A 16,360-nucleotide genomic window follows, 5' to 3' on the forward strand; every position below is an offset into this window, starting at 1 on the left:
CCCGTACCCTGATCACCGAGGAGGTGGAACCCATGCCCGAGCAGCAGCCCGATGAAGACGCGCCCGTCTTCGCGATCGCCGCAGCCGCCGAGCTGTCGGGCATGCATCCGCAGACGCTGCGCCAGTACGACCGGATGGGTCTGGTCGTACCGGCGCGCACCCAGGGCGGGTCGCGCCGGTACTCGCTGCGGCACATCCACCAGCTGCGCGAGGTGGCGCGCATGTCGGCGGCGGGCATGAGCCTGCCGGCGATCGTGCGGATCCTCGAGCTCGAAGAGCACGTACGCGAGCTGCACATGCGTGTGCAGCTGCTCGAGGAGCGGGTGCGCACCGAGATGCAGAACCGCCCCGGCGCCCGCGTGTTCGCCGCAGGGCAGTCGGGGGCGGTCGTCACGCTGCGCCACGGCCGCCGGGTGCGCCGGTCGACCGACATCGTGCTGTGGCGCCCGCATCCGCGCGGCGATGCCGACACGTGAGCGACTACGAGCCGTTCACCTACCGGGTGACCAAGTCCGGTGACGTGCTGATCTCGCGGTCCGGCCGCCCCGTGACGACGGTGCGGGGAGCAGCCGCCGCGCGGCTGGCGTCCCGGCTCGGCCAGGGCGAGGCATCCGATCAGGCGGCCCTCCAGCGCGCCACAGGCAACTACCGGCGCGGCAACGAGCGCTGAGCGCCGGCGCTCCCGCCGGTGGCATGGGCTCGCGTGCGTCGCTCCTGCGCGGCGCTCCCGCCGGTGGCACGGGCTCGCGCGGGCGCTCGCGTGAGTTGCTCCTGCGCGTCGCTCCCGCGTGTCGCTCCCACGCCTCACGCCGCGGTGAGTTGGTGAGTTGCCACAAGTGGTTGCTATTCCTGCGGGGGAAGTCGCCACTTCTGGCAACTCACGGTGAGCGCAGGACGAACCCGCCCGCGTGAACGACCCCGCCGGAGCGCGGGACGACACCGCCCGAGCGCGGGACGACCCCGCCCGAGTGCGAACGAACCCGCCCGAGCGCGGAACGGGCCCACCGGCCAGTCCCGAGGATCAGTTCAGCGCCGAGGTGAGCCGCGCGAGCCCGTCGAGGAACGTCGCCCGTCTCGGCTCGCGGCGCCATTCCTCCAGCGTCAGTTCGCGCCCGGCATCCCGGTACCCGTCCTCGACGGCGCGCATCGCATTCACGAACGCGGCACCGCGCACCATGAGCGAGATCTCCATGTTGAGGCTGAACGAGCGGATGTCCATGTTGCTCGACCCGATCACGGCAAGGTTGTCGTCGATCGAGAAGTGCTTCGCGTGCAGGATGTACGGCGCCGGATAGAGGAAGATCCGCACGCCCGCCTGCAGCAGCGTCTCGTAGTACGAGCGCTGCGCGTGGTACACGAGCCCCTGATCGCCCAACTCGGAGACGAACAGCTGCACGTCGAGGCTCCGCTCGCACGCGGTTGTGATCGCGTAGACCATCGCCTCATCGGGCACGAAGTACGGGCTCGTGATGATCACACGCTCGGTCGCGCCGTGGATCAGCGAGAGGAACAGTCGCCGATTGTTCTCCGTCGTGTAGCCGGGTCCGCTCGGCACCAGTTGACAGGAAAGGGATGCCGCGGCATCCCGCACCTCGACCGGGGCAGCCTTCGCGGACTCGGCGGTGAGGTCCTCACCGGTCTCGATCCGCCAATCGGTGAGGAACACCGCGTCGATCTGCGCAACGGCCGGTCCTTCGATGCGTGTGACGAGCTCTTGCCATTGCAGGCCGCGTTTGATGTTCTTCGGCGAGTTGTAGTGCCGGGCGATGAGGTTCTGGGAGCCCATGAACGCCACACGTCCGTCGACCACCACGAGCTTGCGGTGGTTGCCCAGGTCGGGTCGCTGGTATGTGCCCTTGAACGGCTGCACCGGCAGCATCCACGACCATGCCACGCCGATCCTGTCGAGCTCGGCGAACGTCTTGTCAGCGTCGGGGATATTGCGCGACGAGATGTAGTCGGCCAGCAGCCGCACCGTCACACCACGCGCGACGGCCGCCTCCATCGCCGCGAAGAATCCGCGAGTGGTGTCGTCCCACGCGACGATGTAGAACTCGACGTGCACGTAGCGTTCGGCACGAGCGATCTCTTCGGCCATCGCGTCGATCGACTTCTGGTAGTCGGACAGCAGGAGTGCTGCGTTCCCGTCGACGGGTGGCAGGGCGGTGAGGGCGCGGTTCTGTGCGACCACGCGCTGCAACCAGCGTGGCCAGGCCGCGGTGTCGCTGGCGGCCGCGGCACCCATCCGCTTGCGGAGCACGTCGTCGATGCGGGCCTGTTCGTCACGGCGGCGACGAGGCAGCCGGGAACTGCCGATCAGCAGGAAGAGGATCAACCCTACCAACGGCAGGAGGAGGATGAGCAGCAGCCAGGCCATCGCCGCGGTCGGTTTGCGCCCGCGCGGGATCACGATGAGTGCCGTCACATCGATCACGAGCACGACGATGACACCGAGCAGCCAGGTCAGGTTCGCACCCAGGAGTGCACTCATGCGCTGACTCTATGCGCACGCGACCGACGTCGGCGCTGCCGGTCACCCGCACAGGGCGGGCCTGCAACATACCGAACGGTCGGTATAATGGTGGGGACGAGGAGGCCCGATGACGACGCCGACCACCGACCCGCCGGGTCTGCACATCGCGGGGTTCCGCGCCTGGCTCGAGCGCTTCCACCCGGAGCTGGCGGCTGGCGAGCTGGAAGCGTCCGTCATCGCCGGAGGCAAGAGCAACCTCACCTACGCCGTGGACGGCGCCGCCGTGCCGTTGATCGTGCGTCGGCCACCGCTGGGTCATGTGCTCGCCAGCGCGCACGACATGCGTCGCGAGCACCGCGTCATCGCCGCCCTGGGTGGCAGCGGCATCCCGGTTCCGGTCGCGGTCGACGTGGTCGACGACACCGAGTCCGGCGCGGTGACCGGAACCACCTTCTTCGTCATGCAGCGCGCACCCGGCCGCACCATCACCCGGCGCGCACAGAATGCCGAGTTCACGCGGGCCGGTATTCGGCGCATGAGCACCGCCCTGGCCGAGCACCTCGCCGACCTGCACGCGGTCGACCCGTCCGCAGTCGGGCTCGACGACTTCGGGCGCCCCGACGGCTACATCGATCGCCAGTTGAAGACCTGGCAACGGCAGCTTGACGCATCGCGCTCGCGCCAGACACCGACACTGGACCGTCTGCAGCAGCGGCTGCATGCCGAGGTGCCGGCATCCGGCGCCGCGGCGATCGTGCACGGTGACTACCGACTCGACAACGCGCTCGTGGTCGGCACCGGCGACGAGCCGCGCATCTCGGCGATCCTCGACTGGGAGATGGCGACACTCGGCGATCCGCTGATCGATCTCGGCATCCTCGGGCTGTACTGGGATCTGGCCGAGCTGCCGGGGGCGGCCCGCATCGTGCCGAGCGCTGTGGATGTGGATGCCGGATACCCGACGTTCGACGGTCTGGTCGAGGCCTATGCGCGCAGATCGGGCCGCAGCATCCCGAATCTGCACTGGTACCGCGCCTTCGCGGCGTACAAGCTCGCGGTGATCCTGGAGGGGATCTTCCGCCGCCACAGCGCCGGCGAGACCGTCGGCGCGGGATTCGATCGCATCGGCGAGCTGGTGGAACCGCTTGCCGCGGCAGGGATGGAGTGGGCCTGATGGACTTCGCACCCGACGCGCGCACGCGCGAGCTGAGCGAGAAGGCGAGGGCGTTCGTCGACGAGCGCGTGATCCCGGCCGAACCCGTGCTCGAACAGCAGCTGGCCGGCGCCCCCGGAGAGTGGTCGCTCCGGCCCATCGTGCGCGAACTGCAGCAGGAAGCGAGGGCGCAGGGTCTGTGGAACCTGTTCCTGCCAGGAGAGGACGGCGCAGGCCTCACCCAGCTGCAGTACGCGCCGATCGCCGAGATCACCGGGTGGAGCCCGAAGCTCGCACCGGTGGCGTTCAACTGCAACGCACCCGACACCGGCAACATGGAGGTGCTGCACGACTTCGGCACGCCCGATCAGAAGCGCGAGTGGCTTCAGCCGCTGCTGGCGGGCCAGATCCGCTCGGCGTTCTGCATGACCGAGCCCGATGTGGCCTCGTCGGACGCCACGAACATCGGCACGCGCATCAAGCGCGACGGCGACCACTACGTCATCACGGGACGCAAGTGGTGGTCGACGGGAGCCATGAACCCGGATGCCGCGATCTTCATCGTCATGGGAAAGACCGACCCCGATGCGGACCGGCATCGGCAGCAGTCGATGATCCTCGTGCCGCGCGAGACCCCCGGCGTGCATGTGGTGCGACCGCTGAGCGTGTTCGGCTACGACGATCGCGACCACGGCGGGCATGCCGAGGTCGTCTTCGATGGCGCGCGGGTACCGGCATCCAACATCCTGAAGGGCGAGGGTGAGGGGTTCGCGATCGCGCAGGCGCGTCTCGGGCCCGGGCGCATCCACCACTGCATGCGGGCGCTGGGGATGGCCGAGCGGGCTTTGGCGCTCGTGCGTGAGCGGGCCGGTTCGCGCGTCGCGTTCGGCCGGACGCTCGCCGAGCAGGGCGTCGTGCGCGAGTGGGCGGCCGAGTCGCGCATCCAGCTGGAGGCGCTGCGGCTGCTCGTGCTGAAGACCGCGTGGCTCATGGACACCGTCGGCAACCGGCAGGCGATGACCGAGATCCAGGCGATAAAGATCGCCGTGCCGCGGGCCGTGCAGCAGATCCTCGACCGGGCGATCCAGCTGTTCGGCGGCGCCGGGGTCTCGGGCGATACGCCGCTGGCCGCACTGTGGGCGGGGGTGCGCACGCTGCGCCTGGCCGACGGCCCCGACGAGGTGCACCTGAACTCGCTGGGCCGCGCCGAGCTGCGGCGGTGAGGGCACGGATGCCCCGGACCCGGCGTGTTCAGAACTCAGGACATATCGGCGATCCCGACCGTGGCGCCCGGCGTGTCGCGGGCGATCGGTCAAGACGTCCTGAGTTTTGAACGTCCGGGGAGAGGCTGCGGGGTCGCGGCGACACGCCCGCTGGCCGCGGTCGCGCTGTCAGCCGGCGGTGCCGGCGGCTGCGGCATCCCCCCGCCGGATCCCGGCGAGGAAGAGAGCGGTGAGCTGGTGCGCGAGCGTGTCTGCGCTCGACGTGCCGGTGGGCGAATACCACTGCCCGAGGTAGTGCACGTCGGCGAAGAAGTGTGCGATGAGCACCGGTAGCGGGATGTCGGTGCGGTAGCGGCCCTCCTTCTGCCCACGCGTGATGAGCGCGCCGAACGCATCATGGTAGCGGCGGCGGCGACGTGTGACCTCCTCGCGACGCACGGCGCTCAGCATGTGTGCGCTCTGGAAGAACACGACCGCCTCGTCGAGCTGCGCAACCGTGGTCTGGACGACGTCCATGCACACGGCCGTGAGCACGTCGTCGATGTCGCCGCCGGCGGAGACGATGGCGTCGAGGTGCCCCTGCTGGGTGCCCAGCAGCCGGTCGTAGATGCCGAAGAGCAGATCGTCCTTCGAGCCGAAGTAGTGGTAGAGCGCGCCCTTGGTGACGCCCGCCGCTTCGACGATCTGCTGCACGCTGGTGCCGGCGTAGCCGTTTTCGGCGAACAGCCCGACGGCGGCTCGCGTGATGTCGTCGGCGATGGTGGTGCCCTTGACCATGGCCCGCTCAGCCGATCCCGTGCAGCGTCGCGCCGCCGTCGATGACGATGGTCTGCCCGGTGATCCAGGCCGCATCGTCGGAGAGCAGGAAGGCAACCGGGCCGGCGACGTCGGCCGGTTCGCCGAGACGACCCAGGGGATAGACGGATGCCGCTTGTTCCTCGTGCCCTTCGTACAGGGCGCGCGCGAACCGGGTCTTCACGACCGCCGGCGCGACCGCGTTCACGCGCAGCCCCGGGGCGAGCTCGTGCGCGAGCTGGATGGTGAGATTCATCACCGCGGCCTTCGAAACGCCGTACAACCCGATGCCGGGCGCGGCCGAGACCCCGGCGATCGACGCGAGGTTGACCACCGAGCGCTGCAGGCCGGCGGCGACGGCCTCGCGCGTCCAGGCCAGGGTCGCCAGCACGTTGACCTCGAGGATCTTGCGCGCCGCATCGTCGTCGACCGTCAGCAGCGGCCCGTAGGCAGGGTTGATGCCGGCGTTGTTCACGAGGTGGTCAAGGCGCCCGTGGCGCTCGGTGATGTGGGCGAAGACGGCCGCACGATGCTCCGGGTCGTCGGCGCGGCCGGCCACCGCCGAGGCGTTCGGGCCCAGTTCGGTGACGGCGGCGTCGAGCTCGTCCTGTTTGCGCGCGGTGATGACGACCGAGCCGCCTTCGGCCACGATGCGCTGGGCGATGGCGAACCCGATGCCGCGGCTCGCGCCCGTGACGAGCGCGGTGCGCCCCGTGAACCTGTCCATAACGCCTCCTCGGAGATACCGTCTGGTCGGTATGACGGTAGCACGCGGGGTGGCAGTCGTGGCAGTGGTGGCCGTGGTGGATGCCGCGGTTCGGCGCACGTCACGCCAGGTGCATTCACGTGAAATCGATTCCCGGCATGCGGCCACAGCATCCCGTTCCTCGAAACACTTCGTCGGAAGATCACTGTTGTATTGCGGTCATTGCGCATGAAATCGATTTCGTCTACTCTGGCCGATGACGAGGTCAAGGGTGACTCGCGATGCAGTCCCGGTCACCGTCTCGGCGCCCACATGCCGGTGATCACCGGCCACAGCAACGGCTCACGGGTGAGCCGTGTTCCTGAGGAGGACGAATGCGCAACAGCAAGGGCAAGCTCATCGCTGCGGGAGCCGCGATGCTCGCCGCGGGCCTGGCACTCTCCGCATGCTCCGGCGGGTCCGGCGACAGCGGCGACAGCGGTGGCGTTCAGACGATCACGTTCTGGCACCGGACGTTCACACCGCCCGAGAACGCCTGGTACAAGGACATCGTCAAGAAGTTCAACGAGTCGCAGAGCAAGATCAAGGTGGTCGACACCGAGGTGCCGGCCGACGCGTGGGACCAGAAGATGAAGGCCGCACAGGCCGCGGGCAAGGCGCCCGACATCTACACGCACTCCGGGCCCATCCAGGATGCGGTCAACGCCGGACAGCTGTACGACCTCGACAAGGTGGTCGACAAGTCGGCGCTGCAGGAGATCCTGCCGATCGCGCAGTCGGTGTCGGAGATCGGCGGCAAGTTCTACGCGTATCCGCTGCTGGTCGAGGCACAGACGGTGCTGTTCTGGAACAAGGACATGCTCAGCGCCGCGGGCCTCGACCCCGAGCAGGGCCCGACCACATGGGATGAGCTCATGGCCGCCTGCGCCAAGATCAAGCCCACTCTGAAGTCAGGGCAGTACTGCATCTCTCCGGCGATGGATGCGGCGACCTTCGCCTGGTCGACCGTCGGTCAGCAGTACAACTTCACGGGGCACACGGCGCTGACCGATGACTGGACGAAGCCGAACATCGACGACGACGGGTACCGCGCGCTGATGAACGAGTACAAGCAGCTCTGGGACAACGGCTACATGCCCAAGCAGGCTCTGGCCGCCTATGTCGAGGGCAAGGACTTCGGGCAGAAGAAGGTGGCGTTCAAGGTCTCGGGCTCGTGGATGATGTCCGAGATCGGGTCGGACTACAAGGATCTGCTCACCAAGACCGGCGTCGGCGCATTCCCCAACGCACCGACCGCCGATGGTCGCACCGCGACGACACTCGGCAACTTCAAGTGGGTCATCGACGCGAAGTCGAAGCACGCCGAGGCAGCGGGTGACTTCCTACAGTGGGCGATCGCCGGCGATCCCGCGAATGTGGTGCCATTCTTCGTGAACACGCAGTTCACCAAGATTCCGGTGCGGCAGAGCGTGCAGGAGGCGGTGGCGAAGGACGCGGGTGCCGCCGATGCACCGTGGTCCGACATCCTCGTCAACAAGATCGCCCCGACTGCGATCCCCGAGCCGACGTACCCCTGGGACGTCTCGCTGGCCGTGGGCACGGCCATGGAGTCGGTCATGAAGGGCGCGAAGTCGCCGGATGACGCCATCAAGACCGCCGAGGCGGCGATCCAGAAGGTCATCCAGCAGAACGACCTGCCCGCCAAGGCGCCGAAGAACTGACGCCGTGAGGGCGGTTCGGGGGCCGGCGCATCACCGGCCCCCGAACCGGCCGTCTCCGTGACGATGGGGTGAGAGATGACCGTGACGCATCCGACGATGACCGAGACCGAAGCGCTGATAATGCCCGACGCGCGCGGCACGAGGCGGCGCCATCGCCGCTACCTGTACCGCGACGGCAAGATCGCGTACTGGCTGCTGCTGCCGGCCGTGGTCCTGTTGGGGATCTTCGTGATCTGGCCGGCCTTGTACGCGGCCTACCTCTCATTCCATGACTGGAGCTTCTACAAGTCCCCCGAGTTCGTCGGCTGGCGCAACTACACCAACGTCCTGACCGACCCGCTGTTCTGGGCGGCAATCGGTCGCGGCTTCGTCTTCGTCGCGATGACGGTCCCGCCCATGCTGCTGCTGGCGTTCGGCTTCTCGAGCCTGGTCGTCGCGGTCTCACGGCGTTTCGCCAGCACGCTGAAGGTCTCGATCTACCTTCCGACGATCATCTCGACCGTGATCACGTCGATCATCTTCGTCGTCATCTACGATTACTCCGGCGGCCTGCTGAACGCCTTCCTCGGGCTCTTCGGCATCGACCCCGTCGCCTGGCTCGGCGACCCGAAGTGGGCGCTGTTGGCCATCGCCATCCCCGCCATCTGGCTCGGGATGGGGCTCACCTCGCTCATCATGGTCGCAGCCATGATCGACATCCCCACCGAGTACTACGAGGCTGCCGCCATGGAAGGGGCGAACTGGTGGCAGAAGACGTTCTTCATCACGATCCCGCAGATGAAGAACATCATCCTGTACCTGCTCGTCACGGGGTTCGTCGCGGCGATCCAGCAGCTCGACCTGCCGCTGGTCATGACACAGGGCGGACCTCTCGACTCGACCACGCTGCCGAACCTCTTCATCTTCAACCACTTCACGAACGATGTGAACGTGGGGTACTCGATCGCCGCCGCGCTTCTGCTGTTCGTCGTGCTCGGCACAGTGTCGGCGCTCATCTTCCGTTTCGTCAACTCCGAGAGGCTGGTGGACTGACATGGCCGTCGTCGCACAGGAAGTCGCAGCGATCCGCCGTCGCCCGCAACACACCACCTCGTGGTGGCTCTACGCGATCAGCAAGACGATCGTCGGAGTGATCTTTGTTGTCGCCTCGCTCTTTCCGTTGCTCTGGCTGGTGATCGCCGGATTCAAGTCGAAGACCGAGGTCATCTCGACTCCCTTCCAGTTCTTCCCTGAGGTGTGGAAATGGGAGAACTACGCGCAGATCCTCGGCGACCCCACCTTCCTCCTGACCATGGGGTGGACATTCCTCGGTGCGGTGCTGTTCACGGCGCTCGCCCTCACCGTCAACTCGCTCGCCGCCTACGCGTTCGCGCGCCTCGACTTCCGCTTCAAGAGGACGCTCTGGACCATCGTCATCACGACCATGTTCATCCCGGGCATGACGATCCTGCTGACGAGCTTCATCGTCGTGACCGATCTCGGCATGCTCGACAGCCTTGCCGTCCTGGTCATCCCGGGCGCCACCACCGCGGCGATGATCTTCTTCATCCGGCAGTTCTATCTCAGCATCCCGTCGAGCCTTGAAGAGGCCGCGATGTTGGACGGCTGCGGCCGACTGCGCATCTTCTTCTTCCTCTTCCTCCCGCTCTCCAAGCCGCCGTTCGTGGTCATGGGCATCACCGCGTTCCTGGCGTACTGGAACTCCTACGTGTGGCCGATCCTGACCATCACAAGCCCCGACAAGTTCGTCGTGCAGCAGTTCCTTGCGACGTTCCGCACCGGCCGGGGCAGCTCCGAACTCGGGCTGCTGATGGCGGGCTCGGTGCTTGCCGCGGCGCCGGTGATCATCCTGTTCCTCATCTTCCAGCGCCAGATCATCGGCAACATCAAGATGGCCGGGCTGAAGTAGGGATCCGGGCGCGCCCGCCGATGCATCCCAATACGGGATGCATCGATGTATCATGGATATATGTCCACGCAGATCGCCGTACGCCTTCCCGATCCCGTCGTCGAGTTCCTCGACCGCGAAGTCGCCGGTGGCCGAGTCGCCAGTCGCGCGGCGCTGGTGAGTTCGGCGCTCGAGCGCGAGATGCGACGTCGCGCGGCGGAAGGCGACGCGGCCGTACTTGCACGCGTGGGTACTGCCGACGACCTCGATCCACTCGTGGACTGGACTGTCACGCACATCGATCTCGAGGGCTGACGTGCGCGAGATCTGCCTCGCGCGACTGGACAAGACCCGGCCGGCGCTGGTTCTTACGCGCGATCTCGCCCGCGCGGCGATGACCAAGGTCACGATCGCCCCGACCACCTCGACAGTGAAGGGGCTGAGCAGCGAGGTTCCCCTCGATATTCGCAACGGGCTCGACCACCCCTGCGTGGCATCTCTCGACAACATCGTCACCATCCCGGTCGCGGCACTCGGTCGGACGATCGGCTACCTCTCGATGGAGCAGGAAGTCGCTCTGGCGCGCGCGATGGTGCTGGCGTTCGACCTCGACATTCCGCTGATGGGCTGAGCGGCTCATCGCACGCCGCGCGCGGCGAGGGCGTCGCCCAGCTCGTCGGCGTGCTTCAGAGCCATGACCAGATACGGCACCGCGAACGTGCGCACGCCCGGTCGGGCACCACGGGCGCGCTGCGCCTCGCGGACGTCGTGGGCGATGTGCCCCATGACCGGCAGGGTCGACAGCGTGACGGTGAGCATGAGCGCCACGCGCGCAGGATCGACGCGCACCAGCCGCAGCGGCGCGAGCCCGCGCTCGAGGGCGTCGAGCAGAGCGGTCACGCGCGTCGTAAGGGCGAGGAGCGCCGCCAGCAGCACCGCAGCGGTCACGCGCACGGTGTTGAGCACGGCCGGCACCGGACCCAGGAAGATCAACTGACCGACCAACATGAACGCGATGACCCACTTCAGGGCCCAGAACTGCTGCGCGAGCACAGCGAGCCACGGCATCCCGCCCCCGAACAGGTACGCGATGATGCACAGGGCGACGGCGGCCCCGGCCGCCCACGGTGCCGTCGGGAGCAGTGAGATGGCGAGCACCAGCGCGACCAGCAGCACGAGCTTGGGGCCCGCGGGCATCCGGTGCAGCGGGCTGCTGCCGGGGCGATAGAGGCTCAGCATGTCAGCAGCGCCTCGTACTCGGCAACGACGTCGGCGGGGTCACCCGTCGACCGCACGCGTCCGTCGGCGAACAGCACCGCGACCTCGCACCGCCGCGCGAGCGCGAGGTCGTGGGTGGCCAGCACGAGCCGGTGTCCGGTGTCGGCGAGCAGGTGGTCGCCGACCAGCCGCGCATTGCGGGCGTCGAGGTAGGCGGTGGGCTCGTCGGCGATCACGAGATCCGGTTCGCGCACGAACGCGCCGGCCAGGGCAAGCAGCTGCTTCTGCCCGCCGGAGAGGTCATGCGCCGGTCGTTCGGCGAGCTCCGTCAGCCCGAAGCGGGAGAGGGATGCCGCAACGCGGGCGGTCGCGGCACTTGTGCTGAGCGCGCGCGAGCGAGACGAAGCATCCTTCGCCAGTCGTTCGCGACCTCGCTGCGGCCGCAGTGAGAAGGCGACATCCTCGGCCACCGTCGGCATGACGATCTGCGCGTCGGGATTGCTGAAGACCACCGCGACGCGGCGGCGCAGCTCGGCGACATCCCGTGCCGGAGCGAGTCCCAGCACGCGGACGGTGCCGGACGCCGCGGGTATGAGCCCCGCGAGCAACCGGGCGAAGGTGGACTTGCCTGATCCGTTCTCACCGATCACCGCGACCGTGCGGGCGTCGACGTCGAGCGTCACACCTCGCAGCGCATCGACGTCCCCGAGACGCACGACGACGTCGCGCAGCGAGATCACCATGTGCGATGGAACGCCCGCGGGTAGGCGCGCACGAGCGTCAGCGTGATCGCGGTGGCCAGCACCGCCTTGATGAGGTCGCCGGGGATAAACACCAGGCTCGTGAGGAACGTCTCGCCCAGCGGCATCCGCGTGATCAGCGCCTGCAGCGGAATGCCGAACGCGTACACGACGAGGATGCCGCCGACGACCACGCCCGCGAAGGTGCGCCAGAGCGTGGGCTTGCGATTGCCGGCGTGCACGATGAGCCCGATCACGAACGCTCCGACGACGAAGCCGATGAGGTACCCCGCCGAGGGGCCGACGAACACCGCGATGCCGCCGCGTCCGCCCGACAGCAGCGGCAGGCCGAGCGCGACGAGCGCGAGGAACACCGTCATCGACAGCGCGCCGAGCCACGGCCCGAGGATCGCACCGGCCAGCATGACGCCCAGTGTCTGCGCTGTGATCGGCACGGCACCGAAGATCGTGAAGCCGCCCGGCAGGCCGAGCACGGCGATCACCGCGGCGAAGACGGCGACGCGGGCGATGTCGGCTGCGCTCAGTCGCGCGCGGGTGGCGGTGGGGGAGTCGGTCATGGGTTTCCTTACCTGAACGGTGTTCACCTGAACGCCGTTCACTATAGTGAGGATATGGCTCCGAGCGAAACTGCGCGACGACACACTCGCGACGATGTCGCCCGCACCGCGCTGCATCTGCTCGACGATGTCGGGCTGCCCGACCTGACCATGCGCCGACTGGCGGCCGCGCTCGATGTGCAGCCGAGTGCGCTGTACCACCACTTTCCGAACAAGCAGGCGCTGCTGGCAGATCTCGCCGACCGCATCGTGGCGGGGCGGCCTCCGGTGTCGTCTTCGGGCGATTGGGCCGCTGACGTACGCGCGTCGGCCTCGGCTCTGCGCGACAGCCTGCTCGCCTACCGCGACGGCGCCGAGGTCGTCTCGAGCACGCTGTCGATGGGGTTGGGGGCGGATGCCGCGCTCGGCCGGCTCGCGGTGGCAATGGCCGGCGGGGGATTCGATGACGCGACGACCCGGCAGGCGGCGACCGCCCTGCTGCACTTCGTGCTCGGACACGTCTCGCACGAGCAGCAGCGGTTGCAGTACGACAGCCTCGGCGTGACGGTGGAGGGCGGACCGGATGCCTCGGCCTCTGCCTTCGCGTTCGGTGTGGACCTGCTGGTCGAGGGGCTGCGCGCGCGGGTCGGCGTCGCGGGCTGAGAGGTTGAAGGTCGCCGCTCGCGGCTCACAGGGTTCGGAGCATTGCGCGAAGCTCGGATGATTTCGCGGCAAAGCTCCGAAGTCGGTGCGATCTTCCGAACCTGTACGCGGTGCGGCAGGCTCCGGACGGGCCGGTGAGTGGATGCCGCGGCACCGGGCCGCGGCATCCACTCGTCAGCGTCTGACCAGCGACACGTCGTCCAGCTGCAGCCAGATGTCGCCGCTGTTCGTCCAGACGCCGGCGTACAGCTGCAGGGTGCTGTTCGCGCCGCTGTCGACATCGACGGTGAAGCGCGTCCAGGAGCCGACCGACACGAAGTGCGCCTCGGAGATCACCTGGCCCGCGGTGGTCCGCGCGCCGAAGTATCCGTTGTCGCTGTTGGTCGACGTGCGGATGAACCCCGTCAGCCGATATTTCGTGTGCGGCTGCACGGCGACATCCTGGTAGATGTTCCGCCAGCCGGAGTTGTAGCGCACGAATGCATTGTGGTCGCCGCTGAACGCGCTCGCCGGCGCGGTGTCGATGCCGCAGTTGTTCGTGCACGACCACGCGCCGTCACCCATCGCCACGCCGCGCTCGAAGCTCGGATCCACGACGAGGTTGGGGTTGACGATCGTACCGTCCCGATTGATCTGCAGGCGCATCAGGTACACGTTGTACGGACTCCACGACGACATCGTGAAGTAGAGCTCGCCGTCGCGATTCCAGGGGTGGAAGTAGCCCCCGTACAGCCCCGGATAGTCAGCCGCGTACGCCATGGTCTGCGGGGCGGTCCACGGTCCCTGCGGGCTCTTCGCGGTGCGCAGCACGATGTCAGGACCCGACAGCGTCATCAGCAGGTAGCGGTGGCTGTACGCGTCGTACTGCACCGAGAGTTCACTGACCGGCGCTTCGATGATCGGCTCCGCCTTCGATTCGCTGCGGTTCCAGCCGCGGCCGTCCCAGTACCTGTAGGCGCTCATGTCAAGCAGCCGCTGCGCCGGCACGCGGGCGACGGATGCCGGGCCGTTGCGTCCGTTCTGGGTGCCGAACACGTACACGTACCCGCCACGCCGCACGTACGACTGCATCTGGAACGGGTCGGTACCGGCGGCGTTGTTCTCCCAGCGGGTCTTCGAGACCGTCCAATTCTCGCCGTCGTCGTCGGAGTATGCGATGCCCGCATAGTTCGTGTCCCACTTGCCTGGGTCGCCCCACTGCTTCACCGACATGAACGCCATGTACTGGCGGCGGCCGACCGAGATCGCCGCCGTCGGGATCGTCGTGATCTCATCGCCATTGATCTTCTTCGACGGGATGAGTTGCTTCGCAATGCCCTGTGGCGATTGCGGGGCGCTGTTGAACAGCATCCCGTCGGCAAGGTTCCTGTCGCTGGAACGCGTGAGCACGTTGCTGCGCCAGTTGCCGTTGGCGGGTGCACCGCCGCCGGGTCCGGCCCACGCGTTGCCGAACGTGTCGCCGAACGCCGCCAGCACCTGGCCCTGACCGTCGTCCCAGAGGATGCCGAGGTCGGCTGCCTTGATGTCCCAGCGGCCCCACGTGTTGTTCGGAGCGTCGGGGCCGGTCAGCTTCTCGACCACGACGGCGGGGGTGGATGCCGCGGTGTGAGCTTCGTTCACCATGCTGACCGCTCCGGTCTTCAGTGTCGCTGCCGGCGGGGTGGCCGCCGCCGCAGTGGCGCGGTCACCGCCGCCGGCCGCGATCGCGGTCGCTGCGCACAGTGCCGCCACTGCGAGCCCCGCGGCGACCCCGAAGGCCTTTCTGTTGTGAGGCTTCATCGACTCTCTCCTTCTGTTGTGCCCCGCCCCGTCGGCGGGTACGTGGTGGTGTCAGGAGATGTTCGGGTCCATCAGCTGGTGGATGTCCGCGACAGGGCGCGGGTGGCGAGACCGGGGACTTTCCTCGAGGGGGGCCTCGCCCTGCGTTTCGGCGAGAATCCCTTGTCTCGGCGGGTCGCGGCGCGCTCGGCCGCCCGGCCCGTGCCCCGCGTCCGGCCCGTGCCGTCGCGCGCAGCCCCGCGCCCGGCCGCGCCGGCCGCCGGCCCTACGGCTCGCGCGGCGGGGTCGCGCCGATGTCAGGCACCGGGGCGCTGCCTAGGTGCACCTCCATGTCGTCGGCGGTGGGCGTTTTTGGGCGCCGCGCGGTGGGACGGTCCAGGTAGAACATCGCGGTAGAGGCGATGTCGTCGCGCAACGGCAGGTAGCGCCACCCGCTGCGCCAGCCGAGGGCCTGGATGTCGACCTTGGGCAGCCCGGTGCGGAAATGGATCGGGTCGGCGACGTGCCACCGGTACATGCCGAAGCGCTGCTGCGAGACGTAGAGCCCGTCGGGGCGGATGACCTGCGGCATCCCGAGATACGGCGTCGAGAAAGCGGTGTATCCCTGCCCGGGCACGTCGAAGTTCCAGGCGCCGCCGAAGTAGTCCTCGGTGCCGGTGCCGCAGATGGTCGGGTGGTCGGTGTCTTCGTCCATGTAGAACTTGATCTCGCCCTCGCCCCACCAGCCGTTCGAGTTCACGCCCCAGGCGATGTAGGTGCCGACGTAATGGCCCTGCCCCTCGATGCCCTCGAGGATCGTGTGGGGCACGAGTTCGTCGAGCGGGTTCGAACGACGCCACTGGGCGTGGAAGTAGCCCTCACCGTCGTAGTCCCCGCCGGTCTCGTAGGTGATCTGGTAGTAGATGCGCACGTCGACGGTCGAGGTGTTCTCGATCGTCAGACGCGCCCCTTCGCGGAACGGCATCGGCCAGTACGAGTTGAAACCGCCGTGCGGATTGGCGGCGATCATCTGCGAGTTCACCTGCGCGAACACGCCCCATCCGTTGCAGAAGAAGTCGCCGTAGGGCACCTCGACGGCGGGCTCGGACGCGCCATCCCAGTACGCGCGCAGGATGAGCGTGCGCCAGTTGTCGGTGTGTGTCGTGATCCAGATGTGCGTGATCTTGCCGGCACCGGCGATGTTCGCCAGCTCGAACGTCTCGCCCGCGGTGACGTCGACGCTCGGCGAGATCTTCCACCCGGGACCGAGGTCACGGGCGCACTCGGCACCTGTGCCCTCGGTCGCTTGGGCGCCTCCGCCGACCGAGCCGTCGAAGTTCTCGGGAGAGATCGAGCGGGTCTGCACCGTGCGGAGAGCGCTCAGGGATGTCGGGAATGTCATGGGTGTGCACTTCCTCGTGTCGGAGCGGCGCGCCGTTCGCCGTCACCTCTTGCAATCGATTTC

18 protein-coding genes are annotated in these 16,360 nt (G+C 68.0%); 10 read left to right on the plus strand and 8 right to left on the minus strand.

Annotation, left to right across the window (positions count from 1 at the left end; translation table 11 throughout):
- Positions 1 to 32 precede the first annotated feature (32 nt).
- Together H577_RS0106580 and H577_RS0106585 are read left to right on the plus strand one after the other, a co-directional pair.
- The gene (locus H577_RS0106580) at positions 33 to 476 is read left to right on the plus strand and encodes a heat shock protein transcriptional repressor HspR (protein WP_029145285.1); all 444 of its coding nucleotides are present in this window, start codon (positions 33 to 35) and stop codon (positions 474 to 476) included.
- Positions 473 to 670 carry a hypothetical protein gene (locus tag H577_RS0106585; RefSeq protein ID WP_029145286.1) on the plus strand — a complete coding sequence of 66 codons (198 nt, stop codon included), beginning with the start codon at positions 473 to 475 and terminating at the stop codon, positions 668 to 670. Before H577_RS0106580 ends, H577_RS0106585 begins: the two co-directional genes overlap by 4 nt.
- A gap of 351 nt (positions 671 to 1,021) precedes the next feature.
- On the opposite strand, the gene cls is transcribed toward H577_RS0106585, so the two are convergent.
- Positions 1,022 to 2,491 carry a cardiolipin synthase gene (cls, locus tag H577_RS0106590; protein WP_029145287.1) on the minus strand — a complete coding sequence of 490 codons (1,470 nt, stop codon included), beginning with the start codon at positions 2,489 to 2,491 and terminating at the stop codon, positions 1,022 to 1,024.
- A 109-nt stretch (positions 2,492 to 2,600) separates the two neighbouring features.
- Between cls and H577_RS0106595 the strand changes: the two genes are divergently transcribed.
- Entirely contained in the window at positions 2,601 to 3,647 is a 1,047-nt protein-coding gene (locus tag H577_RS0106595) for a phosphotransferase family protein (protein WP_029145288.1), read from the plus strand.
- Positions 3,647 to 4,849, plus strand: coding sequence for an acyl-CoA dehydrogenase family protein (locus tag H577_RS0106600; RefSeq protein WP_029145289.1), 1,203 nt, complete (start codon positions 3,647 to 3,649; stop codon positions 4,847 to 4,849). The genes H577_RS0106595 and H577_RS0106600 overlap by 1 nt, the downstream gene beginning before the upstream one ends.
- A 168-nt stretch (positions 4,850 to 5,017) precedes the next feature.
- On the opposite strand, the gene H577_RS0106605 is transcribed toward H577_RS0106600, so the two are convergent.
- Together H577_RS0106605 and H577_RS0106610 are read right to left on the minus strand one after the other, a co-directional pair.
- Positions 5,018 to 5,626 carry a TetR/AcrR family transcriptional regulator gene (locus tag H577_RS0106605; protein ID WP_029145290.1) on the minus strand — a complete coding sequence of 203 codons (609 nt, stop codon included), beginning with the start codon at positions 5,624 to 5,626 and terminating at the stop codon, positions 5,018 to 5,020.
- A gap of 7 nt (positions 5,627 to 5,633) precedes the next feature.
- On the minus strand, positions 5,634 to 6,371 hold the full coding sequence (locus H577_RS0106610) for an SDR family oxidoreductase (RefSeq protein WP_029145291.1): 738 nt from the start codon (positions 6,369 to 6,371) through the stop codon (positions 5,634 to 5,636).
- Positions 6,372 to 6,724: 353 nt separating this feature from the next.
- Here H577_RS0106610 and H577_RS0106615 point away from each other — a divergent pair, with 353 nt between their 5' ends.
- The 5 genes from H577_RS0106615 to H577_RS0106635 all read left to right on the plus strand — a co-directional run bounded on the left by H577_RS0106615 (position 6,725) and on the right by H577_RS0106635 (position 10,590).
- Positions 6,725 to 8,071, plus strand: coding sequence for an extracellular solute-binding protein (locus tag H577_RS0106615; protein WP_029145292.1), 1,347 nt, complete (start codon positions 6,725 to 6,727; stop codon positions 8,069 to 8,071).
- A gap of 96 nt (positions 8,072 to 8,167) precedes the next feature.
- Positions 8,168 to 9,103 carry a carbohydrate ABC transporter permease gene (locus H577_RS0106620; RefSeq protein WP_051191835.1) on the plus strand — a complete coding sequence of 312 codons (936 nt, stop codon included), beginning with the start codon at positions 8,168 to 8,170 and terminating at the stop codon, positions 9,101 to 9,103.
- A gap of 1 nt (position 9,104) precedes the next feature.
- Positions 9,105 to 9,980: a carbohydrate ABC transporter permease gene (locus H577_RS0106625; protein WP_051191821.1), complete on the plus strand. Its 876-nt coding sequence runs from the start codon at positions 9,105 to 9,107 to the stop codon at positions 9,978 to 9,980.
- Between the two features lie 60 nt (positions 9,981 to 10,040).
- Complete coding sequence (locus H577_RS0106630) at positions 10,041 to 10,274, plus strand: YlcI/YnfO family protein (RefSeq protein WP_029145295.1); 234 nt, start codon at positions 10,041 to 10,043, stop codon at positions 10,272 to 10,274.
- Position 10,275: 1 nt separating this feature from the next.
- Positions 10,276 to 10,590 (plus strand): type II toxin-antitoxin system PemK/MazF family toxin, encoded by a 315-nt coding sequence (locus H577_RS0106635; RefSeq protein WP_029145296.1) that lies wholly within the window; start codon positions 10,276 to 10,278, stop codon positions 10,588 to 10,590.
- 5 nt (positions 10,591 to 10,595) lie between these two features.
- Here H577_RS0106635 and H577_RS0106640 read toward each other — a convergent pair whose 3' ends face one another.
- Genes H577_RS0106640 through H577_RS0106650 form a run of 3 tightly spaced genes read right to left on the minus strand, consistent with a single transcriptional unit; the run spans position 10,596 to position 12,495 of the window.
- A complete protein-coding gene (locus H577_RS0106640) occupies positions 10,596 to 11,198 on the minus strand; it encodes a CbiQ family ECF transporter T component (protein WP_029145297.1) in 603 nt (200 codons plus the stop codon).
- Positions 11,192 to 11,920, minus strand: coding sequence for an energy-coupling factor ABC transporter ATP-binding protein (locus tag H577_RS0106645; protein WP_029145298.1), 729 nt, complete (start codon positions 11,918 to 11,920; stop codon positions 11,192 to 11,194). Before H577_RS0106645 ends, H577_RS0106640 begins: the two co-directional genes overlap by 7 nt.
- Positions 11,914 to 12,495, minus strand: coding sequence for a biotin transporter BioY (locus H577_RS0106650; RefSeq protein WP_029145299.1), 582 nt, complete (start codon positions 12,493 to 12,495; stop codon positions 11,914 to 11,916). Before H577_RS0106650 ends, H577_RS0106645 begins: the two co-directional genes overlap by 7 nt.
- Before the next feature lie 54 nt (positions 12,496 to 12,549).
- On the opposite strand from H577_RS0106650, the gene H577_RS0106655 reads away from it, so the two are divergent.
- Entirely contained in the window at positions 12,550 to 13,137 is a 588-nt protein-coding gene (locus H577_RS0106655) for a TetR/AcrR family transcriptional regulator C-terminal domain-containing protein (RefSeq protein ID WP_051191822.1), read from the plus strand.
- Positions 13,138 to 13,311: 174 nt separating this feature from the next.
- Here H577_RS0106655 and H577_RS15430 read toward each other — a convergent pair whose 3' ends face one another.
- Together H577_RS15430 and H577_RS0106665 are read right to left on the minus strand one after the other, a co-directional pair.
- The gene (locus H577_RS15430) at positions 13,312 to 14,916 is read right to left on the minus strand and encodes a glycoside hydrolase family 183 protein (protein WP_051191823.1); all 1,605 of its coding nucleotides are present in this window, start codon (positions 14,914 to 14,916) and stop codon (positions 13,312 to 13,314) included.
- Positions 14,917 to 15,181: 265 nt separating this feature from the next.
- Positions 15,182 to 16,297, minus strand: coding sequence for a glycoside hydrolase family 172 protein (locus H577_RS0106665; RefSeq protein WP_029145301.1), 1,116 nt, complete (start codon positions 16,295 to 16,297; stop codon positions 15,182 to 15,184).
- Positions 16,298 to 16,360 lie beyond the last annotated feature (63 nt).

The sequence above is a fragment of the Microbacterium luticocti DSM 19459 genome (assembly GCF_000422405.1).
Lineage (GTDB): Bacteria > Actinomycetota > Actinomycetes > Actinomycetales > Microbacteriaceae > Microbacterium > Microbacterium luticocti.